The sequence below is a fragment of the Nocardia brasiliensis genome (genome assembly GCF_042691675.1).
Lineage (GTDB): Bacteria > Actinomycetota > Actinomycetes > Mycobacteriales > Mycobacteriaceae > Nocardia > Nocardia brasiliensis_D.
Genome location: NZ_CP170507.1, coordinates 7,656,614 through 7,680,962 on the forward strand (window position 1 = coordinate 7,656,614; position 24,349 = coordinate 7,680,962).

At 66.2% G+C, this 24,349-nt stretch carries 22 protein-coding genes; 6 read left to right on the top strand and 16 right to left on the bottom strand.

The annotated features are described in order from the left end of the window. Positions 1-29: 29 nt before the first annotated feature. From ACFK0J_RS35315 to ACFK0J_RS35330, 4 genes are all read right to left on the bottom strand, one after another. On the bottom strand, positions 30-1,055 hold the full coding sequence (locus ACFK0J_RS35315) for a GAF domain-containing protein (protein ID WP_378734040.1): 1,026 nt from the start codon (positions 1,053-1,055) through the stop codon (positions 30-32). Continuing rightward, complete coding sequence (locus tag ACFK0J_RS35320; protein ID WP_218479333.1) at positions 1,052-2,869, bottom strand: bifunctional diguanylate cyclase/phosphodiesterase; 1,818 nt, start codon at positions 2,867-2,869, stop codon at positions 1,052-1,054. Before ACFK0J_RS35320 ends, ACFK0J_RS35315 begins: the two co-directional genes overlap by 4 nt. A gap of 712 nt (positions 2,870-3,581) precedes the next feature. Further along, positions 3,582-4,016, bottom strand: a complete 435-nt coding sequence (locus tag ACFK0J_RS35325; protein WP_218471669.1) for an effector binding domain-containing protein — start codon at positions 4,014-4,016, stop codon at positions 3,582-3,584. Next, positions 4,013-4,456, bottom strand: a complete 444-nt coding sequence (locus ACFK0J_RS35330) for a GyrI-like domain-containing protein (protein ID WP_218471670.1) — start codon at positions 4,454-4,456, stop codon at positions 4,013-4,015. The genes ACFK0J_RS35325 and ACFK0J_RS35330 overlap by 4 nt, the downstream gene beginning before the upstream one ends. 376 nt (positions 4,457-4,832) lie before the next feature. On the opposite strand from ACFK0J_RS35330, the gene ACFK0J_RS35335 reads away from it, so the two are divergent. Next, positions 4,833-5,585, top strand: a complete 753-nt coding sequence (locus tag ACFK0J_RS35335) for a uracil-DNA glycosylase (RefSeq protein ID WP_378734041.1) — start codon at positions 4,833-4,835, stop codon at positions 5,583-5,585. Here the strand turns inward: ACFK0J_RS35335 and ACFK0J_RS35340 are convergent. The 8 genes from ACFK0J_RS35340 to ACFK0J_RS35375 all read right to left on the bottom strand — a co-directional run bounded on the left by ACFK0J_RS35340 (position 5,551) and on the right by ACFK0J_RS35375 (position 15,200). Next, complete coding sequence (locus ACFK0J_RS35340; protein WP_218471673.1) at positions 5,551-6,489, bottom strand: GlxA family transcriptional regulator; 939 nt, start codon at positions 6,487-6,489, stop codon at positions 5,551-5,553. The genes ACFK0J_RS35335 and ACFK0J_RS35340 overlap by 35 nt on opposite strands. A gap of 40 nt (positions 6,490-6,529) precedes the next feature. Continuing rightward, the gene (locus ACFK0J_RS35345; RefSeq protein WP_378734042.1) at positions 6,530-8,329 is read right to left on the bottom strand and encodes an NAD(P)/FAD-dependent oxidoreductase; all 1,800 of its coding nucleotides are present in this window, start codon (positions 8,327-8,329) and stop codon (positions 6,530-6,532) included. 18 nt (positions 8,330-8,347) lie between these two features. After that, complete coding sequence (locus ACFK0J_RS35350; protein WP_378734043.1) at positions 8,348-9,157, bottom strand: TauD/TfdA dioxygenase family protein; 810 nt, start codon at positions 9,155-9,157, stop codon at positions 8,348-8,350. Beyond that, positions 9,154-10,173 (bottom strand): L-tyrosine/L-tryptophan isonitrile synthase family protein, encoded by a 1,020-nt coding sequence (locus ACFK0J_RS35355; RefSeq protein ID WP_378734044.1) that lies wholly within the window; start codon positions 10,171-10,173, stop codon positions 9,154-9,156. Before ACFK0J_RS35355 ends, ACFK0J_RS35350 begins: the two co-directional genes overlap by 4 nt. 527 nt (positions 10,174-10,700) lie before the next feature. Beyond that, on the bottom strand, positions 10,701-11,903 hold the full coding sequence (locus ACFK0J_RS35360) for an acyltransferase family protein (RefSeq protein WP_378734045.1): 1,203 nt from the start codon (positions 11,901-11,903) through the stop codon (positions 10,701-10,703). Between the two features lie 33 nt (positions 11,904-11,936). Then, positions 11,937-13,196, bottom strand: coding sequence for a KasA/KasB family beta-ketoacyl-ACP synthase (locus ACFK0J_RS35365; protein WP_378734046.1), 1,260 nt, complete (start codon positions 13,194-13,196; stop codon positions 11,937-11,939). A 29-nt stretch (positions 13,197-13,225) separates the two neighbouring features. Further along, positions 13,226-14,404 (bottom strand): acyl-CoA dehydrogenase family protein, encoded by a 1,179-nt coding sequence (locus ACFK0J_RS35370; protein WP_378734047.1) that lies wholly within the window; start codon positions 14,402-14,404, stop codon positions 13,226-13,228. 10 nt (positions 14,405-14,414) lie between these two features. Continuing rightward, complete coding sequence (locus ACFK0J_RS35375) at positions 14,415-15,200, bottom strand: SDR family oxidoreductase (protein WP_378734048.1); 786 nt, start codon at positions 15,198-15,200, stop codon at positions 14,415-14,417. A 298-nt stretch (positions 15,201-15,498) separates the two neighbouring features. Between ACFK0J_RS35375 and ACFK0J_RS35380 the strand changes: the two genes are divergently transcribed. Both ACFK0J_RS35380 and ACFK0J_RS35385 read left to right on the top strand, forming a co-directional pair. After that, positions 15,499-16,734 (top strand): cation:proton antiporter, encoded by a 1,236-nt coding sequence (locus ACFK0J_RS35380; protein ID WP_378734049.1) that lies wholly within the window; start codon positions 15,499-15,501, stop codon positions 16,732-16,734. Continuing rightward, positions 16,731-17,390: an HAD family hydrolase gene (locus tag ACFK0J_RS35385; RefSeq protein WP_378734050.1), complete on the top strand. Its 660-nt coding sequence runs from the start codon at positions 16,731-16,733 to the stop codon at positions 17,388-17,390. Before ACFK0J_RS35380 ends, ACFK0J_RS35385 begins: the two co-directional genes overlap by 4 nt. Positions 17,391-17,404: 14 nt before the next feature. On the opposite strand, the gene ACFK0J_RS35390 is transcribed toward ACFK0J_RS35385, so the two are convergent. From ACFK0J_RS35390 to ACFK0J_RS35400, 3 genes are all read right to left on the bottom strand, one after another. Beyond that, complete coding sequence (locus ACFK0J_RS35390; RefSeq protein WP_378734051.1) at positions 17,405-18,631, bottom strand: alpha/beta fold hydrolase; 1,227 nt, start codon at positions 18,629-18,631, stop codon at positions 17,405-17,407. After that, positions 18,628-19,113: a MarR family winged helix-turn-helix transcriptional regulator gene (locus tag ACFK0J_RS35395; protein WP_378734052.1), complete on the bottom strand. Its 486-nt coding sequence runs from the start codon at positions 19,111-19,113 to the stop codon at positions 18,628-18,630. Before ACFK0J_RS35395 ends, ACFK0J_RS35390 begins: the two co-directional genes overlap by 4 nt. 163 nt (positions 19,114-19,276) lie before the next feature. Further along, complete coding sequence (locus ACFK0J_RS35400; protein WP_378734054.1) at positions 19,277-19,669, bottom strand: nuclear transport factor 2 family protein; 393 nt, start codon at positions 19,667-19,669, stop codon at positions 19,277-19,279. Positions 19,670-19,858: 189 nt separating this feature from the next. Between ACFK0J_RS35400 and ACFK0J_RS35405 the strand changes: the two genes are divergently transcribed. Beyond that, on the top strand, positions 19,859-20,461 hold the full coding sequence (locus tag ACFK0J_RS35405) for a hypothetical protein (protein WP_378734055.1): 603 nt from the start codon (positions 19,859-19,861) through the stop codon (positions 20,459-20,461). Between the two features lie 82 nt (positions 20,462-20,543). Further along, the gene (locus tag ACFK0J_RS35410) at positions 20,544-21,395 is read left to right on the top strand and encodes a GNAT family N-acetyltransferase (protein ID WP_378734056.1); all 852 of its coding nucleotides are present in this window, start codon (positions 20,544-20,546) and stop codon (positions 21,393-21,395) included. A gap of 33 nt (positions 21,396-21,428) precedes the next feature. Here ACFK0J_RS35410 and ACFK0J_RS35415 read toward each other — a convergent pair whose 3' ends face one another. Then, the gene (locus ACFK0J_RS35415; RefSeq protein WP_378734057.1) at positions 21,429-22,814 is read right to left on the bottom strand and encodes an FAD-binding protein; all 1,386 of its coding nucleotides are present in this window, start codon (positions 22,812-22,814) and stop codon (positions 21,429-21,431) included. Positions 22,815-23,131: 317 nt separating this feature from the next. Between ACFK0J_RS35415 and ACFK0J_RS35420 the strand changes: the two genes are divergently transcribed. Continuing rightward, complete coding sequence (locus ACFK0J_RS35420) at positions 23,132-24,292, top strand: alpha/beta hydrolase fold domain-containing protein (protein ID WP_378734059.1); 1,161 nt, start codon at positions 23,132-23,134, stop codon at positions 24,290-24,292. Positions 24,293-24,349 lie beyond the last annotated feature (57 nt).

The window sequence follows — 24,349 nt, forward strand, 5'->3', positions numbered from 1 at the left end:
GAAAGACCCGGAAAACCGGGTTTCACGGGTCAATTCGCGAGCTCGCGCCACACCCTGATCAGCCCGTGCCCGCTCTCGGCGGGCAGCACCGGCAGCAGCTCGGCGCGCACCGGAATCCAGTCGGTATCGGTGAACCGCACGCGCAGGCGCAGGTGTCTGGCAGCGGCGGCCGCCGCGCGTTCCTCGGCCAGAGCGGCGCAGGCGGCGTGGAAGTCCGCGAGGTCGTCGGGATGCACCGTCGGACGTTCGGTGCCCCAGCGGTCCAGCGGCGGCGTCGGGGTCCGAGTCCATTCGTAGATGAGGCCAGAGCTCAGCCAGATGAAGCCGACCCCTTCGTCCGCGCGCTGCGACACGGCCCGCAGCATCGTCATGTCGACATCGGGTTGCGCCGGTGCCGCATCGGTGAATTCGCGCATCAGCGCCCTGATCCGGCGGGCGACGGGATCGGCCCTGGTCACCATCTGGAAGCTGCGCACCAGGCCGTCGTCGCCGATCATGTCGACGGCACTTTGGTGCCTGCCGTCGAGGGTGCCGACCATCTCGAAATAGTCGATCCGCCCCTCGAACCGCACCATGCGACCGAATGCCTCGGGCGGTGTCCGGATCACCCGGACATCCGCGGGCGCCCGCGCGAACACCAATTCCTCCAAACCCGGCCCGTGGTGCGCCAATTCGGTGTCGGCCTGCCAGTCCCACGCGGCGACCCGAGGACGCTCGGGCAACCGCACATCGTCGCGCCCCGCCCACACCTGCACCCCGTGCACCTCGTCGAACGCGCACCGAATGGGCACGCCGACCACCACCAGCCCGGTCTCGCGGTGAGCCACGAACTCGCCGGTCTCGGCACAGCTCTGCACCACCTCGACGATGCGCTGCGGCGCGGCGGCATTCAGCTCCCGGCGGAGCCGCAGCAGACTTGCCCAGTCCTTGACCTTGGACCCATCGGCGACCACCGTCGGTACCTCGGATCGCCCGGTCCGGGTGCGGCCAAGCGTCTCGATCAAGAGCCAATCATGTTCGGACAGCTTGTGTTCGGGCACACTGCCGTCGGTCATATCCCCGCGGTACCCCGGCTCGCCCGAGGCAGATCGAGATCGAGTGGGATGCGGCCCACCGCCAGATGCGCTTCCACTTCATCGGCGGGCATCGGCCTGGCGATCAAAAAGCCTTGTGCCCGATAGCAACCCAGCCCGACCAGGGTGCGCGCGGCCACTGCCGTCTCGACGCCCTCACCGACCACCCCGAGGCCGAACGAACCGGCAAGTCCGATAATGGATTTCACGATCGCCAGATCGTCGGTGCTGGCACCCAGGCGCTGCACGAAGCCGCGATCGATCTTCACCGCGTCCACCGGCAGCGCCTTCAGATGCGACAGCGAGCTGTAGCCGGTACCGAAATCGTCGATCGCGATCTGCACGCCCATCCGCTTCAGTCCGCGCAGCGTCACCTGGGTGCGCGCCAGATCCTGCACGACGACATGCTCGGTGATCTCCAGGCAGATCGAGCTGCCGTCGATGCCGAACAGCCGCAGAATGTCTTCGATCCGCTCCACGAAGTCCAGGCTGACCAGCTGCACCGGCGAGACATTGATCCGCATCACCACATTCGCGGCGAGTCCACGCCTGCGCCACTCGGCGAACTGGGCGCAGGCCGACCTGATCACCCAGCGCCCGAGCTCACCGGCCAGGTTGGTCGCCTCCGCCACCGTGACGAACGCCGCGGGCGGCAGCAGACCCCGGGTCGGATGCAGCCAGCGGACCAGCGCCTCCAGCGCGACGATCCGGCCGGTCCGCAGATCGACCTCGGGCTGATAATGCAGCAGCAGCGAGCCGTCGGACACGGCGCCGCGCAGATTGAGCTCCACATCGTCTTGCAGTTCGAACTGGGCCCGCATGGCATCGGTGAACACGGCGACGCCGTTGCCACCGCCCGACTTGGCCGAGAGCAGCGCGTGGTCGGCCCGGCGCAGCACGTCGGCGACGGTGGTCTCGCCGGGGATGCCGACGGCGACGCCGATGCTCGCCGCGCGACTCACCGATTCACCGCCCACGGTGACCCGGCGGCCGATGAGTTGCTGGATTCGGGTGCCCTCCTCCTCCGCCGCGACCGCGTCCATCGGTTTGGCGGGCACGATGACGAACTCGTCGCCGCCGAGGCGCGCGATCATGTCGTCCGGATCGAGATGCTCACGCAGCCGCGACGACAGCGTGCGGATGAAGTTGTCGCCCGCGGTGTGCCCGAGGAAGTCGTTCAGCGCCTTGAGCCGGTCCAGGTCGAGGAAGAACGCCGCGACCGGCCCCGGGCTGCCCGGGCGCAGCCGCTCTTCCATGTGCTCGAGCAGCGCGCGGCGGTTCGCCAACCCGGTGAGGTCGTCGTGCAATGCGATGTAGCGCAGCCGCTCCTCCGCGACGACCCGCGCCTGCAGCTGGGCGAACAGCGCGGCGATGGCCTTGAGCACGTTGAGTTCGCGGGTACTCCACTCCCGATCGCCGGTCTTGATGAAGCCGAGGACGCCGGTCGACTCGCCGCGGGAGAGCAAGGGCACCGCCGCGGTCGTGACAACGGGGATGCCGGAGGCCCGGCGCATCGTCTCCTGGTAGTCGGCGAACTCCGGTGTCGGCCGGGCGATCATCGGCTCGGTCGCGTGTTCGAACGCACGGAACACCGGATCGGCGCCCTCGAAGTAGACGATCTCCAGCGGATCCGGATCAGGCACCTGCGGCCGGTGCGGCCACTCCGCGATCAGCACCGAAGCCCGGCGCTCGCGGTCGGTGTGCCGCACATAGCTGAAGTCGACGTCGAAGTATTCGACCAGCTGGGCAAGGACGCGCTCGGTCGCCTCGGCCATGGTGGTGGCGTCGACGCCCATCAGCTCGGAGGCGACCTGGGTCACCAATGAGTCGAGCGTCCGCCGAGGCACCTTGTCTCCGATCACGCTATCCACGGGTGTCCACGCCCGGCATCGGACGCCGCCTGCTACGGAGCTGCCGGTTCCCTACCCGGGTCGCGGCCGAATCGCTCAGGCATAGCACCAACGCCATGGTCTCATGCTCAGGTACTCCGAGTAGGTCCGAGAATCGAAGCGACGCCAGTGTATCCACGAAATCCGGGAAAATCGTGGCCGGTGCGCTGGGGAGTCGCGCTTTTCGGCTGCTGCCATCACCCATCCGTCACCCCACCATTCCGGGGTAGGTATCCGACGCTCGGCGCCCGTGCTGTCCGTCTCGAATCGGCGAACCTTGCAATTCATCGGCAATTGCCCGACGTGGCTGATTATCCCACCAGATCGGTTCGGCCCGGTAGCAATCGTGCGACGCCTCGACAGCCATACTGTTCCTACTCCGTTGCTCCGCATCCTTGCGCGGTCGTCGAACCGGGGCCGACATCTCTACCCGAATCCCGCTTACGGACGAGTTTGCCTAGGGCAGTATCCGTCATCCGGCAAGAATTGACCAGACGTCTGGTTAATCTTCCGAAAACTGGATGGGCCCCCGCAAATTCCCCCTGGTCAGAACCCATCTTGCGGTCGGCCAGCATTTCGGGGGGACCGGTCGGTTCTAGCGCAGCTAACTAGCAGCTAGCTAGACCAGGATGGAGATGAACAGCTCCACCGAATCCGGGCCTTGCCAGATCTCGATCTCTTCCCGGTAGGCGCGGGTGATCTCGGCCGACGCCGTCGCGTCGTCGACCTGGGCCCACACATCCTCGACCGGATCGTGATAGTCCCCGTTCGGCGCGAAGCGGGCGTAGACGCCCTTCGGGACCCGCACCAGGACGTCACCGATCGGCACCGACTCCGGCTCGTGGTACTCGAAGCAGACCACCGCGTTGTAGTTCCCCGCCGGGTCCGGCACGTACACCGTGTACATCGGTCGGTCCGCGCCCTTGCGGTCGCGCAGCCGGTCCTTGAGGAATTCGATCAGGTCGCTGTTGCTGACCTTGAAACTCGGACGCACCCTCGGCACCACCAGGCCGCCGTAAATCGCCTCGTTACGCACTGCGATCGCATAGGTCATCGCGCGTCTACCGCCAAGTACAGCTCGATCTTGTAGGCGTGCGGGTAACACTCGAAGTCACCGGTGTAGGTCCGCTTGATCTGGTTGTGTTCCTCGGCGTAGGCGATCTGGGTCCAGAGGTCGGTCATCACCTGCGGGAAGTTACCCACCGAGGAGAACCTCGCATAGGTGCCGCGCGGCAGCCGGGCCACCAGATGGCCGCGGGTGACATCGGCGAAGGACGCGCACTCGTAGCCGACGATCTGCGTGTTGTAGGTGCCGAGCTCACCGGTGTAGTCGGTGTAGGCACTGGCCAGCGGGCCGCCGAGCTCCTGATGTAGCACGGCCGCCCAGGCGGCCTCCAGGTCGTGGTCACGCAGTTCTCCGAGCGCACGCTTGGGGCTGCGCACCGGCAACCCGGCAACCCACGTTTCGTCCCGCTCGACGATTTCAAACTGCATGGAAAGACTCTTTCGAGGTGAATCCGGGGGCGAAGCCCGCATCCGGTCGGTCAGAAAGGCCATGCTATCAACACAGACCCCGTGGTAACGATCACATGTCCCGGTCGTTATCTATCCTCACGACGGTGCTGAACTGGACAGACGACCTGCGAAGGCGAAATCGGCACCCCCGGATTACCACTGATGCATAGTGGGAATGATCGTCCAGCTCGCTGCTCAACCGGCCGCACCGACGACACCGAATCGGAGTCCTGATGACCGACAGCCCGATCCGCCGCGCTCATCACCGACCACCTTCGATCGCCGCACCTCGACGAGGTGCGCACCGACATCGCGGGACACGGGCTCGTGGCCACGCCCTGCCGCCACACCTAGGGTGAATTCGGTGTGCCATTCCATTGCCGAGCTCGATGCCGCCGTCGCCGACTGCTTCGCCTGCCCGCGACTGGTCGCCTGGCGCGAACTGGTGGCGCGGGAGAAACGCGCCGCTTTCCGTGACGAAACCTATTGGGGCCGACCGGTTCCCGGCTACGGCCCGGATGACGCGCGGTTGTTCGTCGTCGGCCTGGCACCGGCAGCGCACGGCGGCAACCGAACCGGGCGCATGTTCACCGGCGACCGCAGCGGTGACGTGCTCTATGCCGCCATGCACGCGGTCGGCCTGGCCAGCCAGCCGACCGCGACGCATCGTGACGACGGATTGCGCCTGTACGGCGTCCGCGTCACCTCGCCGGTGCATTGCGCACCGCCGGACAACAAGCCGACCCCGGGCGAGCGCGATCGCTGTCGGCACTGGCTGGCCACCGAATTCGCCTTGCTCGCACCGACTGTCCGCGCCGTGGTGGTGCTCGGCGGCTTCGGCTGGCAGGCATTGCTCCCCGTGCTGGCCGAGGCCGGCTGGATCATTCCGCGCCCGCGACCGAAGTTCGGGCACGGCACCCACATCGAGCTGGCGCCCGACGGTGCCGACCGCGCTCCGCTGCATCTATTCGGTTGCTATCACGTGAGCCAGCAGAACACCTTCACCGGCCGACTCACGCCCGCGATGGTCGAGGCGGTGCTCAGCGAGGCGGCGCGGGCGGCAGGACTCGACGTCAGAGAAAGGCTTTCCGATACGACTGGGGCGTGACCCCCGTGGTTTTCCGAAATGCCTTTCGCAGCGCCGCCACCGACGCGAACCCCGCCTGGTCGGCGATATTCTCCATGGTGGCATCGGTCTGCTCCAGCAATTCCTGCGACTTGCGCACCCGCACCGTTTGCAGCCACTCGTTGGGCGTCATCCGCACCTGTTCGTTGAATCGCCGAATGAGCGTGCGCTGACTGACACCGGCCCGTTCGGCGAGATCCGACACGGTAATCCGCGCGCCCAGTGCGGATTCCGCCCATTCCAGCGTGGGATTGATCGATTTGTGGTCGGCCTCCGAGCGCGGGCGGTCGGCGATGAATTGCGCCTGACCACCGTCGCGGGTCAGCGGCATCACCGAAAGCCGCGCGGTTTCCGCCGCGACGGCCGAACCGTAGTCGCGGCGGACCATATGCAGGCACAGATCCAACCCCGCGGCCGCCCCCGCGGAGGTGAGCACACTTTCGTTGTCCACGAACAGCACCGCCGGATCCACCCGGACCAGCGGATAGTCGGCGGCCAGTTCGGCGGCCGCCATCCAATGCGTGGTGACCCGCATGCCGTCGAGCAGCCCGACCGAGGCCAAGGTGAACGCGCCGAGACAGATCGAGGCAACCCGTGCGCCGCGCTCATGGGCGCGGCGCAGGGCGGCTTTCAATCGGTGTGACGGTGCCGAGCGATAGGCGAGCGAGCCGGGAACGATGATCGTGTCCGCCTCGTCGAGGAATTCGATATCCCGAACCGCGGATATCGCGAAGAACCTCGACGAGACATCGGAATTCTCGCCACAGACACGAACGTCGTAGCCCGCGGTGCCATCGCTGAGCCGGGCCCGGCCGAAGATTTCGATCGGGACCGACAGGTCGAACGGAATGACGTCGTCGACCGCAAGGACCGCCACAGACCGCATAGGGCTACCCTAGATCTCCCCTCTGACCAATTTTCGGGTCTCACCCAGCGTTATCGCCTTGACCAGCCGCTTCGATAACAACCAGCCCGGCCCGGAGCAACCGCTTGAGCGCCCGCCCCTGCAGCACCGAGAGTGTCGGCGCCAGCTCGGACCAACGCACCGGTCCACCCGCGAGCGCGTCCCAGAGCCCTTGCCCGCCATCGCGTTCCAAGCACCGCACCTCGATCTCGGGATCGACGCCGGAGTAGAAGCGATGGCACGGCACCGTGTCGGCGAGGGGTTCCGGGGCCGCGTCGGCATTGGCGATGGGGTCGCGCCAATAGTGGCCGAGGCCGTCCCGCACCTCCTGCGGCACCTCGAACGGCGGCGACATGCCTTTGAAGCCGGGCATGTCGGCGCCGAGCCCAGCCCGGATCCGGGTGTGCGGCGCGAGCGAAATCCAGTCCCGCGCACCGAGTTCCACCGCGTCGGCGGCGGTGAGCGCGGTCAGGTACGGGCCCTCGGTCGCCAGATCTCGTGGATCGCGGGTGCCGTTGGTCATCACATTGAGCAGGTCGGGGACCAGCGCGGTGTTGAGCAGCGCCTGGAAGGTGCCCTCGGTGGCGTTCGCCAGTGCGGTGCCGCGCTTTTGGCGCTGCCAGTACATGCTGTCCGGGTGGGTGCGCGAGATCTCGTGATACCACTGGTCGATGCCGAGCGCCCAGGTCTCGGCCATCCCCCGCCATTCGACATCGTAGTCACGCCACAGATCCCGCTTGGTCTGCTCGTCGACGGTGGCGTCGAAACTCTTACGCAGCACCAGCGCAGCCGCCCACGCCTGGGTCACCGCGAACGACATCCCGGACGAGAACAGCGGATCCACGAAATACGACGCGTCGCCGACCGCCAGCCAGCGTTCGTCGTAGGAACCGAAGCAGTCACTGATCCGTGAATAGTTGGTCGCTGTCAGCATGTCCGGCCGGATCGGCTCGGCGTCGGCGATCAGGTCCCGCAGCACCGGGATCGAATGGATGGTCTTGCGGAAGATCTCCGCATCCCGGAGATCCACCCTGGCCAGCGAGTCCGGGTTGGTCACGATGCCGATGGACCAGACGGTTTCGCGTACCCCGTCCACCAGCCGTGGCGTCGGGATGTACCAGACCCAGCCGTGCTCGAACGCCACCGCGTAGATGGGCGACAAGTTGTTCTCCCGGAACATATTCCACTCGCCTGCCGCCTGCTGCGCGGGCAGGCAATTGCGGAAGTGCGACCAGATGGCGATATTGCGGTACTCCGACAACCACTGCTTGTCGCGCCGGGAGCCGCGGGCGGCAACCTGGTTCGCTCGTCCCGAGGCGTCGACGAAGTACCCCGCCCTGATCTCGGCGCCGTCTTCCAGTACGACAGTCGTATGTCCGTCGCGGGGAAAGAACTTGGTGATCCGGACGCCCTGGAACACCTGCGCGCCACTGTCTTCGGCGTGGTCTAGCAGGACGGTGTCGAATTCGGCCCGATTGACATGGATCGACCAGCGGTACACGCCGTCGACCAGGTAGTCGGCATGTTCGAAGAACGACACGAACGGACGATCGTTGTCCCACTGGTAGATTCCGCCGAACTTCTGGATCCAGCACTCGCTCGCGAGCACCTTCGGTAACGCGCCGCTGGCCTGCAGGACCGGCACCAGCGGATGCGCACCGGACTCGCCGATGTGCTCGCGGGGGAACTCTTCTCGATCGAAAACGGCGACGCGCAGATCGGTGTCGCGGCACAGCATGGCCGCGAGCGTCGACCCGGCCGGACCGCCGCCCATGATCACTACGTCGTACTCGGTGGCAATTTCGGTGACAGGTGTTGGCATGACACGTTCCTTCGACGATCAGACGATCTGGATGCGCTGCACGTGGCGCTCGGCGGATCCGCTGAATCCGTTGCGGCCGTGCAGCAGTGCGTGGTTCTCGACGACGACGATGTCGCCGGTCTCCCAGGGGTGCGCGTAGCAATAGCGCGGGTCGTGCAGTCGCTCCCGCAGGTCCTCCATCACCCGGACGCCGTCCTCGGGCTCGATGCCCTCCAGGGTGAGGAAGAGTGGGTTGAGATACTTTGCGGGATCGAGGGGTTCGGCGTAGCGGATGGTCGTCTCACCCGTCACCGGATGGGTCCCGAGCAGCGGCCACTTGGCCAGTCCGCCGTAGTGAGCGAGCTTGTCGGTTCGGTAGGTGATCGTGGTCTGCGCCCACAATTTCCGCAGGTCCTCGGGTGCCTCGCGGTAGACCTGGGTGGTGTCGGAGAACACGGTCTCCCCACCCGCGCCGGGCGCGCTGCCCCGCAGGCATTGGAACAGGAAGAAGCGTGGCACCTGCGCCGCGAAGGCGCCGTCCCAGTGGAACGGCACATCACCCTTGTCGAACAGGTAGTTCTGCGGATCGTCGCGGACCACCAGGTCCAGGATCGTGCCGAAGTCCCACCGCAGCAGCTCGCCCGCGGCCCGGCAGTACCGTTCCAGCTCCGGCTTGTCGAGCAGGCCGTAGCCGCGCAGCACAGTGACCTTGGTGGCCAGGACGGTCGCCAGCAGGTCGTCGATCGGCACATCGGCCAGGCTCTGCCCGGCTGTCGGGGCGGTGACGATCCGGGCGAAGGGTTGCAGGTCGGTTCCAGCCAGCGGAGCCGGCCGCAGGGTGTTTGTCATGATGCTCCTCGATTGGCGAGTACGAAATGGCTCGGCCGGCTGTTGCGCCAGACCAGACGGGCGCCGAGGTCCTCCGCCTTGGCGCGTTTGATCAGCGTGTATTTCGTGCCGTCGTCGAGCACGACGCCGTGCCACGGAGTCAGCCAGTTGTCCTGGGTCCGCAGCAGGTGGAAGCCGATCTTGTCGCTGTGATGGGTTTGCGGATGGATGGACAGCCGCACCGCGTCGGGGAACACGCCGGCGACCAGCCTGCTCCACGCCTGGCTGCGCTGCACCACCTCGTAGGCGGTGTCCTTCGACCTGTTCCGGCGCTGTGTCGCACTCAGTTCCGGCATCAGTGCCGCGTTGTCCTCCACCATGAATCGGTGGATGCCGTTGAACATCCGCCGCATCGCCGGATCGGTCTTGACCGCCTCGCGAATGGCGTCGATGCCGGTGGCGAACTCGTCCAGCAGGGCACGACGCCGCTGGTCCCAAGTCATCTCGGGCATGGCGTCACGCAATCCGTAGAGACCGATCGAGCCACCGCCGGTGGATCGGATCACCCGGCGCAACTCGACGGCATACTCGTCGACGTGGTGATCCGGGATCTCCAACGAATCGCTGAACACGTGGCCGTCGGAGCAGATCGTCACGATCGCGCCGGGTGCGTAGACCGCCGAGACCTGGTCGCAGAAGCCCTGCAGCGATTCGATCGCGAGGGTTTCGGCCATATCCGGCAGTCGCCCAAGGGTTTTACGGCGGTTGCGCGACTTGGCGGGGAAGGCGGGTATCACGAAGTGCACCGGCTTGCCGGCTTCGACGTAGCCGATCACCTTCTTCAGATGGGGTGCGAAGCAGTCGTCGCAAGGGACGACGTCGCAGAGCGTGTCCGGCTCGGCGCACCGTCGCCTGGCGAACACCAGGCGCAGCACATCCGCGGCGATCGCCTCGGTGGGCACCGGGAGCGGCGGCGCCGGCGGCTTCGATAATGGTTGGTGAACGAATTCTGAACTGCTACCGACGGTTGTGCTCATTTACTACCTTCCGGTGACTTATGACAGCACGGACGAATACGGCCGGCACAGCGAGTTCGCGGCTCGCCTTGCGGCGTGCCGCCCGTGTCCGTCCGAGCACCTGTACTGAAAAGATCGCCTGGCCACCGCATGTCGTTTACATCGATATCGGACCCAAGCTGACATCGGCTGCATCCAATATGAAAATGAACGCCGCGGAACCGTCCGCATCAGTTCATCGAGTATCGCGCTGCCTGGGCGTTTCAGTTTTCGCCCAGCTCCGCAAGCGCCTGAACAGCATGCACCGAAGAATTGTCAAACTAGGACTTCGGCCATCGGAGCGCGGGAGATGATCCCGCGTGCGGCCGGAAGACGGCCCCCCAATCTCTACCCGCTAATTTCGAATTACATCATCATCGTAACTCTGTTCGAGTGTGCCTGCAAGCGAGATTCTTTCTGCAATCGGCATTATGAGAACGCCGAAGACCCGGTTTACCGACCGGGTCTTCAGATTTCGCGCACAGCGAACACGGCGTGACAAATACTAACTAATCCCGCACGACGTGCGTTTGCGGTATAGCGGGTTTCACCGGAACGCCGACCGGTACGGACGCGGGCGCCGCGGGCGTCGACTTACGCTTCGGCCTGGCCAGGTGTCGCATGGCCGGCGATTCCACGAAGGTGTGCAGCAGCCAGGCCATCAGGATGTTCAGGAAGAAGAGCGCGAGGATCACCAGTATCGCGATCGGCGCGCTGAATGTCACATCACCCATTTGATGCCGCACGTAGAATAGCGCCACCCCTTGGCAGATGTAGAAGGCGAACGAGATATCCCCGAGCCAGACGACGAACCTGCTGGACAGGAATCGCGACCGGCCCTCGATATCCGAGGTCGCCGCCGCACCGATCAGCAGGGCGAGCGGGATGGCCGTGGCGAGGAAGAACCCCACGACAAACGGGGTGTACATGGCCACGAGGTACCCGGCGAGGCAGCCGAGGAGGGTGGCCCAGATCGGCACCCGGACCCACCGGCCCGCCGCCACGATGCGCGCGATGAACACACCGAGGAAGAACTCGAACAGTCGCACCGGCGGGAACAGATAGCCGAACCACAACTGCAGGACCGGAATGGGCGTCAACTCGGATTTCTCCGAATCGGGTATCAGATGGACGTTCACCAACTCGACCGCCGCCATGCCCAATACCATCGCGGCGGCGCAGTACCAGAGGTATTTCGCGGGTATCCGCAGGATCAACGGCACCAGGAACGGGAACAGCACGTAGAACAGAAACTCGCACGACAATGTCCAAGAAGGGGTATTGACGCCCGCGTTGATGTAGTTCTGCGGAAACCACGCGTGGATGAGGAAGAAGTTCGGCAACCATGACTTCCACGGCGTGATGGCCGCGGCGAACAACACCATGCACACCACCCATAGCGTCAGGTGGTTCGGGAAGATCTTCACGATACGCCGTCGAATGAACAGCAGTTTGCTCTGCCCCTCCTTCCACGACCAGGTCAGCACGAACCCGCTGAGGATGAAGAAGAAGGAAACACCGAGGAATCCTAATTTGCCGACCACGACCGCACTGTTGTGTGCGAGCTCGGGGTCCGCGAAGAAGTTGACCGGCCGAAAGGGTGGTATGGGCGAGTTCGGTAGCATGGCATGAAAGATGAATACCGAGAGTGCCGCGAAGAACCGGAGTCCGGTCAACGACGGCAGCCGTGGGCGATTGTGTACGACGTCCACTGCAGTACATTCCCCTCTTAGCCGGACGTGCGGCTAATACTTCCCGAACAGCACGGCGGCATTGTGTCCGCCGAAGCCGTACGAATTGTTCATGACGAAATTCAGATCGGTGTAGCGCGCGGCGCCGCTGACAATATCCAGATCGACCTCGGGGTCTTGATTCTCCAGATTGAGCGTCGGCGGGATCACCCCGTCGCGCAGGCTGAGCACCGAGATCGCCGCCTCGAGGGCGCCGACCGCGCCCACCGAATGGCCGAGCGCGGATTTGGGTGCGTAGACGGCCGGGTGGGTGCCGATCGCGGCGGCGATGCCCTTGGCCTCGGCCACGTCGCCGATCGGGGTCCCGGTCGCGTGCGCGTTGACGTGATCGACCTCCGAGCCTGCGACACCGGCGGTTTCGAGGGCGCGACGCATGGCGCGCGCATTGCCGCGGCCCTCCGGATCGGGCACCACCATGTGGTATCCGTCCGCGGTCAAGCCCGCGCCGAGGAGTCGGGCGATCGGCTTCGCGCCGCGGGCCCGCGCGTGCTCCTCGGTTTCCAGCACGAGCAGCGCGGCGGCCTCGCCGAAGACGAAGCCGTCCCGGTCCCGGTCGAACGGGCGCGACGCCCGCGCCGGTTCCTCCACCCGCGAGCTCAGTGCGCGCATCATCGAAAACCCTGCCAGCGCAAGGGCATTGATATGCCCTTCGACGCCACCCGCGACGATGATGTCCGCCTCACCGAGGATCAGCGCCCGCCACGCGTGCACCAGCGATTCGCACCCGGACGCGCACGCCGATACCGGGGTGACCACGCTCGCCCGCGCCCCGATCTCCAGCCCGAGCACCGCGGCGGGCCCGTTCGGCATGCTCATCGGCACCGCGAACGGCGAGACCTTGCGGTAACCGTGTTCGCGCATCCTGTCGTGCGACTCGACGATGACGTCGCCGCCACCGAGACCCGTGCCGATCGAGACGCCGAGCCGGTCCTTGTCCACTTCGGGCTCACCGAGCCCGGCCCAGATGCGCTTGCCCATCACATACGCGACCTGCTGCACATACGACATGCGGCGCTTCTGCACCCGATCGAGTTCGTCGGTCGGGTCGCTCATGAACTGGCCGCCGATGGCGATGGGCAGATTGTGCTCGGCGATCTCCGGGTCGTCGAGTGCGGTGATCCCGCTTTCGCCCGCGAGCAGTCCCTTCCAGGTCGACTCCGTATCGGCGCCGAGTGCGGAGGAAACCTCGACCGCAGTCACGACTACGCTCCGGAAGCCACCGTTGCGAGTCGAGAACTCCGTGAGATCGCGCATGCCGGTTGCGGTCCTTTCGTGCTTTTCGCTCAGCCGAGGCCGAGAACGAACGGGAATTCGGGTTGACCACCGAGCAGAAATGCGCCGGTGGACTGGATCACGGCGTCGTGGGCGATGATGTGGGTCGCCATGGTGTTGATGTCGCGCTGCCAGATATCGAGCGGATTCGGCTTGTAGATCGAATCCGTTCCGACCAGCTCGCACAGCCGGGAGATGATGCGGCGGGCGGCGCGGAACGCGTGCGTGCGCGCGAGCGCGGTGCTGATCCGCGCGTCCGGCGACAGATTCGCGAAACGCTCGTCGTCGAGCGAATTCCACAGCGTGTCAATGGTTTCCACGACCGCGCCGCGCGCGACGATGTATTCCATTTCGCATTCGCCGAGGATGTATTGGGCGCGATAGTTGTCCGCCCATTTCTGCCCGGTCGCGGCGACGACCTTGCCCGCGGCGAGGTCGCGCACGTAGTCGAGGGCGGCACGAGCCGTGCCGAGCGGCACGCCGGGCATGATGCGGGCCAGCGCTTCCGGTTCGGCCAATTTGCCTGTGCCGCTCTTGCGTTCGCTGAAGCTGAAGGAATGACGTTCCGGCACAAAGAGGTTTTCGACCGCATAGTCATTACTGCCACTGCCGCGCAGACCCATGGTGTCCCAGGTGTCGAAGACCTCGACCTGGTCGCGGCGCATGAAGAAGATTCGGACCACCGGCTTGCCCGCCGGGGTCGTCTCCATCCGGCCGTCGGTGAGCACGAAGGCGCCGCCGATCACCAAGTCCGCGTGGGTGATCGCGCTGCCGAACTTCCAGCGCCCGGACAGTCGGTAGCCGCCGTCGACGCGTTCGGCGCGCCCGGCCGGGAAGATCAGGCCCGCGGTGACCAAGTCCAGTGTCGGCATCAGCTCGGCGACGGCCTGATCATTCAGGTATCCGGCGTAGATGCCGGTGGCCGCGCCGATCATGGCGCACCAGCCGGTCGCGGTGTCGCCGTAGGAGAGTGCTTCGACGATTTCCAGTTGTTCCAGCGAGGTGAGTCCGGGCCCACCGTGTTCGGTGCTGAAGCACATGCGGTAGATGCCGAGGGTGCGCAGCAGTTCGACGATATCGTCGGGAATGCGCCGCGCCGCATCGATCTCGCTGCGGCGCTCGGCCAGTTTGGGTGCCACCGAACGGGCCGCGGCCAGCAGAGTAGTGGCCGATAACGTTTCTTTGTTCACCGTCGTGTTCCTAATTCTCTTGCACGAGAAGGGCAATCGCCGAGGACGTCTGCTCCGGCCCCAGTGCCGTGTATCCGCCGTCGACGGCCCATTCCGCGCCGGTCACGAAACTCGCCTTGGCCGAGGCGAGAAACGCGGCGACCTCGCCGACCTCCCTCGCGTCGGCCGCCCGGCCGAGCATGTGGAACGGCGCCGCCACGCTGTTCGTGCGCGCCCGGTCGCCGCCGGTGATGTCGTGCATGACACGGGACCAGGTCCAGCCGGGCGCGAGGCTGTTCACCCGAATCCCGTCCGGCGCGTATGCCAGCGCGAGACCGCGGGTGAGCTGCGCGATCCCGGCCTTGCTCACCGGGTACTGCAGGCGGCCGTGCTGGGCGACGTGGCCGCTCGGCGAGGTGAAGTTGACGATGGACCCCGCCGACTCCTTCAGGTATGGCCGCGCGGTTTCGCACATCAGCGCCGTGCCGACCACGTTCGTGTTCAACACCTCGAGCCATTGCGCGCGCGGGTTCGTCGTTTCGTCGTCGCCGTAAACGCACGCGATATTCACCAATGCGTCTATGCGACCGGTATTTCCGGCCGCCTTCGCAATGAATTGCGCTATGGATTCGTCGTCGCGAATGTCCAGGGGTATGAAAGTCGCCCGCTCCCCCACGTCGGCCGCGGCGCGAAGACCCCCGTCTTCATCGATATCCCCGAGCACAATGTCTGCGGACTGAGCGGCGAATACTCGGGCCACTTCGGTGCCGATAATCGTTGCGGCGCCGGTGATCAGAACTGTCTTACCGTCGAACAACTAGTGCCTCCCCTCACTGGGGCAACTCGAGCCTAGGTTCGAAGTATCGCCACTCGGACCCGCCTCTGACCAGCGCGATCCGCGACAAGAAGGTGCAACTTTCCGCCAGCACGGATGACCGAATCCACGACAGTGTGCTGTGAATCACACCGATCCGCGCACTCAGCGATGCACGTTATCGTTGTACCCGGGGAGTCGGGGTCCTAACCGGGAAATCTGGATCGACAGGTCTTCCGGCGCGGCTCCGGCGGAGGAACCGGGCGGCCACGGCGTGCGCCCATTTCGAACGGAGCTGACGTTGTCCAGTAACCAGATGGTGTTTCTGCTGGTGGATCTCGTGCTCATCGCGGCGGCCGCGCGTGTGCTCGGCAGGCTGGCCGAGCGTCTGGGTCAGCCCGCGGTAATCGGCGAAATAGCGGCCGGAATCATCGTGGGGCCCACAATTCTGGGGGCACACTTATCCGGAATGGTCTTTCCACACGACATCCGCTCTTATCTGAGCGCGTTCGCGAATGTCGGCGTGATGATCTTCATGTTCCTGGCCGGGCTGGAGATCGATCGCGGATCGTTCGACGGCAACCGGCGCGTCGTGGCCGCGGTGTCGCTGTCGGCCTACTTCGTCCCATTCGTGCTCGGCTGCGGTGTCGCCCTTGCGGTTCTGTCCCGACACCAGGACGGCGGCGAACTGGGCTTCGCCCTGTTCATCGGCTGTGCACTGGCGGTGACCGCGTTCCCGGTGCTGGCGCGGATCCTGCACGATCGCGGCCTGATGGGCACCCGGATCGGGCAGCTCAGCCTGGCCAGCGCGGCCATCGATGACATCCTGGCGTGGATCGTGCTCGCCTTCGTCATCGGCATCGCCCGACCGGGTGCCAGCGATCAGTGGCGGTTGCTGCTGTTCGTGCCGCTGGTCGCGGCAATGTGGTGGATCGTGCGGCCATTGCTGGCCCGGGCCGCGCGGTCCACCGCCCCGACCACTACCAATACGATGATCTTCCTTGCCGTCTCCGGCGCCCTGCTGTGGGGTGCGGCCACCGAATGGATCGGCCTGCACCTGATCTTCGGTGCCTTCCTGTTCGGCGTCATCTTCCCGCGCACCCACCGGCCGGCCGTGGAAGCCGGTGCGCAACTGCTCAGTTCGGTCTTTCTGCCCGCCTTCTTCGTCGTCGCGGGACTGCAGGTCGATCTCGGCTCGCTCGACCGGGCCGGGGTATTCGAGCTGGCCGCGATTCTGCTGACCGCCCTGGTCGGCAAGCTCGGTGGTACCTATTTCGCCGCGCGCGCCACCGGGATCGAACCGCGCGAGGCCGGTGCGCTGGCGAGTCTGATGAACACCCGCGGGCTCACCGAACTCATCATTCTCAATGTCGGCCTGACCACCGGACTCATCGGCGTGCAGCTCTATTCGATCCTCGTCGTGATGGCGCTGGTGACCACCGCGATGACCTCGCCGCTGCTGCGGTTGTTCGGGGTGACCTCGGAGGTACGGCAGCTCCCCGCCCCCGCCGCCCGCGAGTCGCGGCTGGCGTCATGACCAGTCGGCCGCCCAGCGCGGTGCCTGCGGCATTCGTCGATGTGGACGAGACCCTGGTCCGGGACATCACTTTCCTGTCCCTGTTCGCCTTCGACGCCCACGGCCGGACCGACATCGACGGCGCGGCGACGATCCGCGAGTTCTACGCGCTACGCGCACAAGGCATGAGCCGCGGTGAGTCGCATCGCTGGTTCTATCGTCACTGGGCCGATCGCGACGTGGCGGAGGTCCATCGCGTCGGCCGCGCCTGGTTCACCTCCCGGATCGCGACCTCCGGCTTCTTCAATCCCGCGGTGCGCCATCGCCTGCACGAACTCGCCGGTTCCGGAACCCGAATCGTCCTGGTGTCCGGCTCCTTCGACGCCGCGCTGCGCCCCATCGCGACCTTGCTGCGTGCCGACGCCGTCCTGTGCACCGTGCTCGATGCCGAAAACGGCTGCTATACCGGCGAAGTCATCTCCACCATGGTCGGTGACGACAAGTCGGCGGCACTACGTCGGTACGCCGACCGCGCCGATATCGACCTGGCCGCCTGCGCGGCCTTCGGCGACCATCACTCCGATATCGCGATGTTCGATCTGGTCGGTCATCCGGTCATCGTCGGCAACGCGGACCGCGCACTGGACGACTACCCCGCCGAGCGACTGCCCGGCTGACCGGTCGCGGTCGCTCAACGGCGGTCGCGGAACGTGCGGCGCAGATCGTCGACCCAGGCGTCGGGGAGTTCCCAGGGGATGAAGTGGCCACCGGCTTCGTGGGCCGTCAGATTGACGTGGTTGTACCAGTCGGCGCGGTCGCTGGCGAGCCAGCTCCGCACCCGCTGCTCGGGAGTGGTGACACCGGGCGGGTTTTCGTAGCCGACGAAGGTGATGCCGGTGGGCGCTTCGATGACCGGGATGCGATCGTGCGCGGGAGTCCAGGGGTAGCGGTTCGCGTTGGCGTAGTAGCGGATCGAGGTACTGATGGCGTTGTTGACCCAGAAGATCATGGTGTGGGTGAGGATGTCGTCTTTGGTGAAGACGGTCTCGATGTCGCCGTGGTTGTCGCTCCACTTGACCCAGCGCTCGAGGATCCAAGCGAGCAGGCCGACGGGTGAATCGGTGAGGCCGTAGGCGAGGGTGCTCGGCGCGAGGACCTGCGCCGCCAGGTGAACGGCGAACCGGTGCTCCAAGGAGAGGAGTTGCTGGTACGCGGGCTCGGGTAGGTCCGGCGGAATCGGTTGGCCGCCAGCGAGATCCCAGGCACGGTCGCCGTTGAAGAGGGTGAGTTTCTGGCCGGAGCCGATGTGGATGCCGTGCAGCTCGTCGGCGTATCGGTGGCCGAGCTCACCGGTGACGAGGGCGCCGACATCACAGCCTGCGGCGGCATATCTCCGATAGCCGAGGGTGTCGGTCATCAGTGTGTGCCAGAGGTCGGCGACCTTCCAGAAGTTCATGTCGGGGTGCTTCGGCAGCGGTGTGGAGAAGCCGAAGCCGGGCAATGAGGGGACGATAACGTCGAAAGCGTCGGCCGGATTGCCGCCGTAGGCAGCGGGATCGGCCAGCGGGTCGATCACCTTGGCCCAGTGCCAGAAGGTCCATGGCCAGCCGTGGGTCAGGATCAGCGGCGTCGGATCGGGTCCGACACCAGGTTTACGCAAGAAGTGGATCGGCACATCCTCGACGCTCACGTGGTAGTGCTCGTAGGCGTTGATCGCGGTTTCGGCTGTGCGCCAGTCGTATTCATTCAACCAGTACTCGACGAGTTCCTGGAGGTACCCGCGGCCGACGCCGTAGTACCAGTCGTCGTTGCCCGCGTCGTCCGGCCATCTGGTGAGCCGGAGCCGTGCCGCGAGATCCTCCAGTACGTCGTCGGTGACGTGGATGGGCGCGGCCTCGAGCGGGAACTGCGATGTCATGAATGTCCTTCCGAGAGAGGCGAAGTGGCGGCCGCCGACGAGCGCTGCGAGTCCATCAGCGCGGCCATCCGCTCTAGCGCGGGCAGTGCCGCGCTGATGCTTTGGCGTTCCGTGGGCGTCAACGCCTCGACCAGTTCCGTGATCCGGCGGACCCGCTCCCGATGTCGCGTCTCGACGACCCGCGCTCCGGCGTCGGTCACCTGGACGAGCACCGCCCGGCCATCCGCCGGATCCGGTCGGCGTTCGACCAGCCCGTCCCGTTCCAACCGGCTCACCAACTGCGTGATCGCGGGCTGGGTGATCTGCTCGGTCACCTTCAGCGCGGACAACCGCATCGCTCCCTGATGAACCAGCGTGTGCAACACCGAAAGCGTCGTAAACGTGTGCTTCTCAGCGCTGGGCAGCCGGATGGACGCCCGCGTGAACGCCCCCATCACCCGCACCAGCTCGTCGACCTCGAGTCCGCGCCACTGTCCCGCCACGCCCAAAATATATCACCGATTTATTTAAGTTACTTATCTACTTTACGGCCTGGGTGAGCCGCACACCCTGCATACGGGGTGTGCGGCTCACTCGAAGGGGCGTGCGGTTTCGAGCCGGCCGACCGCGACAGGCAGTGGGCCAGCGGTGGTTCGGGCGATCCGGTCAGTGCGCCTCGCCGAGTGCCGCGAGCATGCCTGGGGTGTCGAGGTAGGTGGTGAAACCGGCGATGCGGGCATCTCGCACGTGCCACACGTGCACCTGGGGGAGGTCGAACGCGACACCTTGCCTGGTGGCGCCGACACCGCGACCGATGACGACCACGTCGTCGCCCGCGGCGAAGCTGCGTTCCGGAATGGACTTGGCTTCGATGTGCGACAGCATCGTGCCGAAGAATGTGGTGGCGCCCTCGTGTCCGACGTGTTTTCCGCCCCAAGGTAATTGAGCGGTCATCGTTATCTCGATATCGGGGTCGAACAGTCGCTCGATGGCCGTGAAATCGATTTCGTCGAAGGCGCGGTACACCTGCGCGACCAGGTCGAGATTGGCTTGTGACACTGAAACGGGCTCCTCGTGGGATGAAACGTGTTGAACACCAACATCATCACCGTCGATCGGCCGCGTCGCGACCGGAAGAAGGCGACACTTTGGTATCGGTTGGCCCAACACGCGCCACGGTCACCCGAATATGCGGAACCAGGGTTTTCCCGGAGGTCTCCGCGCGCCTGCCCTGCCAAGCTTATGAGCGTGAAATCCCCTGGAGTACTGCTGTTTATCGCGCCGCTGTTCGTTTCCGGGTACGGAGTGCTCCGGCTGTTCGGTTTGGCGGATGGTGTTTACGGGCCGGGCCTGGATTGGCAGGCAGCGCACCTCGTCGGCCTGATCGGCATGGTGCTCTTCGTCCCGCCCGTACTCGCGCTCGGGCAGTTGCTCGGCCCCGGCGGCGTGCGGACCGCCGCGGTCACCGTCACCTTGATCGGCTCGGCTACCACGATCGTCCAATTCGGCGCCGACATCGTGTTCGCCGCGCAGGCCGCGGACAAGGCGGGCATGTCCCGGCTCAGCCATGAGTTCTCGGATACCCCCGGCATTCGTCTCGCGTTCTACACGGTCGGGCCGCCGCTGTTCTTCGTCGGCTTGGTCGTGCTGACCATCCTGCTCGCGCGGACCGGACGACTGCCCTGGTGGAGCCCGATCGTGATGACGGTCAGCGCCGTCGCGCCCGTGCTCACGCTGGACCTGATTCCATTGGCCGGTCTGGGCATTCTCGCCGCGGTTGTGCCATTGCGAAGGGCCGGTGACGAATCCGATTCGCTTGCCCGAGCGTTCCGGGACTCGGCCCGGCTGTAGTCGAGCCGGTGCCGTGGGCGGACCGATGGGCCCGCCGAAAAATCGTGCCGGATTTTGCGCTCCACCTGGTAGGAATGCATCCATGCTGCCTGAACTGAGCTTGTTTGCCGGAACCGACCTTTCGGCCCGCATCGAGCGCGTCGAACGATCGATGATGGAGGAGGGTGCCCGCGCGGCCGCACGGCGGAACCCGAAGGAGCAGGTGCTCGTGCACCCCATCGGCAGCGGCCTCGCGGTGTGGGCGGGTGCGGGTTCGCCGCTGAACAAGGTCGTCGGCGTTGGCATGTCAGGCGACTTCGACGACAGTGAACTGAAGGCCGTGGAGCAGGCTTACGCCGAGCGCGACGCGCCGGTGCAGTTCGAGGTCTCGACCCTGGCCGACCCCACCGTCGTGGAACGCCTGACCCGGCGCGGTTACGTGCTGACCGGCTTCGAAAACGTGCTCGCGTCGCGTCTCGACCAAGGCAGGCAGGCGAATACGGCCGAAGGAGTCGAGATCTCCGCCGTCGGCCCCGAACAGTTCGAAACCTGGATGAACGTCTTCATCGACGGTTTCGCCGCACCCGACACCCAGGGCATCACCGCTACCGAGGAGTTCCCCCGCGAAGCCTTCGACGCCGCGATGCGCGACCTCGCCGCGACGACCGGCTTTACCGGTTCCCTCGCCCACATCGACGGTGTCCCCGTCGGCGGCGCCAGCCTGCGCCGCACCGAAGGTGTCGCCCAACTCTGCGGAGCGACAACCCTGCCCGCCTTCCGCCGGCGCGGGGTACAGGCCTCACTCTTGTCGACCCGACTGGCCTATGCCGCCGCCGAAGGCTGCGACCTTGCTGTGGTAACCACGCTGCCCGGCTCGAAATCCCAGCAGAACGTGCAAGCGACCGGTTTCCAGCTCGTCTACGTCCGCGCCCTCCTCGTCCGCGAAGCGCCCTAGCCCGCTTCGAATTCTGTTGAGCGCGTACGATGTTCAGCTGACCAGCACCGTGTGTATGCGGTTCTCCGGATCCACCTTTCGGCGGATCGCGGCGAGCCGGGGGTAGTTGTGGGCGAAGTACCGCTCGAGTGGGTCGCCGCGTTCGAGGTAGTTGACGTAGGCGCCCGCGGTGGCGGGACCGATGAGGCGGTGCGCCTCGGCGATCCAGGCGGCGGCCTCTTCGTGCGGGATCTGCTGGTAGCTGCCCCATTCCACTAGGGCGGCGTGGTTGCGCCACGGGAAGGCGGTGTCGTCGGGACCGGTGTCGCGGACGGCGCCGTCGAGTGAGTTGATCTGGACCCATCCGGTGCCGCCCGCCCGGGAATGCGAGGTGATCGCTTCGACGATCGCGGCGATGGCGTCGTCGGAGAGTTCCGTGACGACGTCGGAGCCGCAGGTGAAACTCGCGCGCGGCTGGGTAGCGCTGCCGCCCGCGAGATGCGTGACCGCGTCCATGTGGTTCAAGGTTCGATACTCGACGTTCAGTGGTTTCGCGGTCGCGGCCAGCAGTGTCACCGCGGCGCGGATACCCGCGGTGGCCGGACAGACCAGCTGTATCCAGCAGGTCAAGCCGCCGCGGCCGTCCGCGTCGACGCTGACGGCCGCCCATTCGCCGTGGTCGGCGGTGCGCAGCCAGTTCGACCACCCGGCAATGACCCGATCCACGAGATCCCCGGGAAATGCCAGTCGTACAACATCTTTCGAGGTCGCAGGACAGGTTCGGTAGGTGAGCGAGGTGACCACGCCGAGATGCGCGCCGCCACCGCGGATGGCCCAGAACAGGTCCGGCCGACTGGTCGGCGACACCTCGGTCACCGTGCCGTCCGGCAGCACCATCGAGGCGGCGGCAAGCCGGTCGCAGGTGAGGCCATAGCGGCGGGATTCGAACCCGAGGCCGCCGCCGAGGGTGAGCCCGGCCATGCCGACCAGCGGGCACATCCCGGTGGGAATCGTCTGCCCGAACCGGTCGAGTTCGCGGTACACCGCATGCAGCGACATGCCGGGTGCCACCACCGCCTCACCCTCGTGATAGCTCAATCCGGTCAGTCGGCGCAGGTCGATGATCATCGCGCCGGTCGCGGCCGAGGCGCCCACGTAGGAATGCCCGCCCGCGCGGGCCGCCAGCACGAGCTGGTGGTCGGCCGCGAAGGCGACCGCGGCCGCGACATCGTCGGCCGTCTCGACGCGCACGACGGCGGTCGGTGTTTCGTTGTCGAACCGGGTGTTGAAGATTTGCTTCGCCGTCGCATAGTCCGGGTCGCTCGCCAACATGACCCGACCGCGCAACCGCTTGTCCAGCCTGCCCCAATCCACTCCTGCCACTGTGCGGCCGGCAGCCAGCGGGGGTGGTTCGGCCCGCGCGACGCGAGCTCCGGACATGCCGGGAAGACCGGCCGATGCCCAGCCGGCTACGCCGATCCCGAGTGCGCTCCGCAGAAACGTGCCGCGCGAGAAGTTGGTGTCAATCGCCCAAGCCTAGGGGTGTGACCACGTAAAACAGCGGCGCGACACCTACTGGCCGAGCTCCGTCCGGCCGCTCTACGGCCGCTTCATCGGTGGTCTGCTCGATGCGGGAAAGCCGCTGATCGTGCAGACGACCACGGTCCGCGTTCGCCGCCTGGTGGAAGTCCTGAAGCGGCGCCGAGCGACCGGCGTGCCGTCGGTGCGGTCGCGGCTGGTCATGGGTTAATGATCGGATGGTCATTCGCTGGCTGGTCGCGGCATCGGCGGCGGTGCTGGCCGTGGTGATGGTCGCGTTCAGCTACGTGATCCTCATGGTGCGGATTCCCGCGCCCTTCGTGCTGCTGACGCACCTGGTGAGCGACTATGGGCTGTACTTGATCCCGCTGGGCTCGGCGGGATTTGTGTTGTCGCTCATCGCCTTCGGCAGGAAGGGACGCATCGGGGTACGCCGGGTGGCGGTGGTGACCGGGCTGGTGTGCCTGCTGGGCGTGGTCGCCGCGGGCTTTCCGCTGGCCGCGTCGTGGGGGATGGCCGTACGGCATGACGCGAAGCTGTCGTTCGGCGATTACGTCACCGGCGGCACGGATACCGGCGCACCCGTCGAAGCGTCGAGCGCCGTGTACAACACGGTCGACGGTGAAGATCTGTGGCTCGACGTGAAGCTGCCCGCGGGCACGGCGCCGCGACCCGCGGTGGTCTGGGTGCACGGCGGTGGTTGGGCCCACGGCGGTCGCGGCGAGGCTCCTGAGTGGCATAAGTGGTTGACCGACAAGGGATATGCAGTCTTCGCCATCGATTACCGGCTCACCCCGCCACCGCGCTGGAATCAAGCGCCCGCGGATGTGAAGTGCGCCGTCGGGTGGGTCAAGCAGCAGGCGAGCAAGTACGGCATCGATCCGGAGCGGGTGATGATCGCGGGCGGCTCGGCGGGTGGCAATCTGGCGCTGATGGCCGCCTACACCGACGACCGAGTGCTGCCGAGTTGCGCGGTGACCGATACCGCCGTCAAGGCGGTCGCGGCGTTCTACCCCGTTCCCGACCTGGCCGAGGCCTGGCGCGATACCGGTCTGCCCGCCCGGATGCACGCGTTTCTCGCGGACTACACCGGCGGGACTCCCGACCAGGTGCCCGACCGCTACAAGGCGGCGTCCCCGGTGACCTACGTCCGGCCGAATGTGCCGCCGACACTGTTGCTGCACGGCACCAGAGACCACGTCGCCCCGTACCGCGGCTCGGTCGAGCTCAACGAAAGACTACGCCGGGCCGGAGTCGAAAGTCAGCTGCTGGCAATCCCTTACGGTGAACACATCTACGACTTCACCTGGGGCGATTGGGGCACCCAGCTCTCCAGGCACGTGTTGGGCAAGTTCCTCGCCGACCACTTCCCGATCTGACGACGGTCCCGCGCGGAGGTTCGCCCGCTGCGCCTGACTTCGCTAGCCAGGATGCGC

Excerpts from the sequence above, each read along its gene's own strand:
- ACFK0J_RS35350 (WP_378734043.1), bottom strand. The coding sequence starts at position 9,157 with ATGACAAACACCCTGCGGCCGGCTCCGCTGGCTGGAACCGACCTGCAA.
- ACFK0J_RS35390 (WP_378734051.1), bottom strand. The coding sequence starts at position 18,631 with ATGACATCGCAGTTCCCGCTCGAGGCCGCGCCCATCCACGTCACCGAC.
- ACFK0J_RS35315 (WP_378734040.1), bottom strand. The coding sequence starts at position 1,055 with ATGACCGACGGCAGTGTGCCCGAACACAAGCTGTCCGAACATGATTGG.
- ACFK0J_RS35340 (WP_218471673.1), bottom strand. The coding sequence starts at position 6,489 with ATGCGGTCTGTGGCGGTCCTTGCGGTCGACGACGTCATTCCGTTCGAC.
- ACFK0J_RS35410 (WP_378734056.1), top strand. The coding sequence starts at position 20,544 with ATGCTGCCTGAACTGAGCTTGTTTGCCGGAACCGACCTTTCGGCCCGC.
- ACFK0J_RS35365 (WP_378734046.1), bottom strand. The coding sequence starts at position 13,196 with ATGCGCGATCTCACGGAGTTCTCGACTCGCAACGGTGGCTTCCGGAGC.
- ACFK0J_RS35385 (WP_378734050.1), top strand. The coding sequence starts at position 16,731 with ATGACCAGTCGGCCGCCCAGCGCGGTGCCTGCGGCATTCGTCGATGTG.
- ACFK0J_RS35330 (WP_218471670.1), bottom strand. The coding sequence starts at position 4,456 with ATGCAGTTTGAAATCGTCGAGCGGGACGAAACGTGGGTTGCCGGGTTG.
- ACFK0J_RS35355 (WP_378734044.1), bottom strand. The coding sequence starts at position 10,173 with ATGAGCACAACCGTCGGTAGCAGTTCAGAATTCGTTCACCAACCATTA.
- ACFK0J_RS35345 (WP_378734042.1), bottom strand. The coding sequence starts at position 8,329 with ATGCCAACACCTGTCACCGAAATTGCCACCGAGTACGACGTAGTGATC.
- ACFK0J_RS35420 (WP_378734059.1), top strand. The coding sequence starts at position 23,132 with ATGGTCATTCGCTGGCTGGTCGCGGCATCGGCGGCGGTGCTGGCCGTG.
- ACFK0J_RS35320 (WP_218479333.1), bottom strand. The coding sequence starts at position 2,869 with ATGGGCGTCGACGCCACCACCATGGCCGAGGCGACCGAGCGCGTCCTT.
- ACFK0J_RS35325 (WP_218471669.1), bottom strand. The coding sequence starts at position 4,016 with ATGACCTATGCGATCGCAGTGCGTAACGAGGCGATTTACGGCGGCCTG.
- ACFK0J_RS35415 (WP_378734057.1), bottom strand. The coding sequence starts at position 22,814 with ATGTCCGGAGCTCGCGTCGCGCGGGCCGAACCACCCCCGCTGGCTGCC.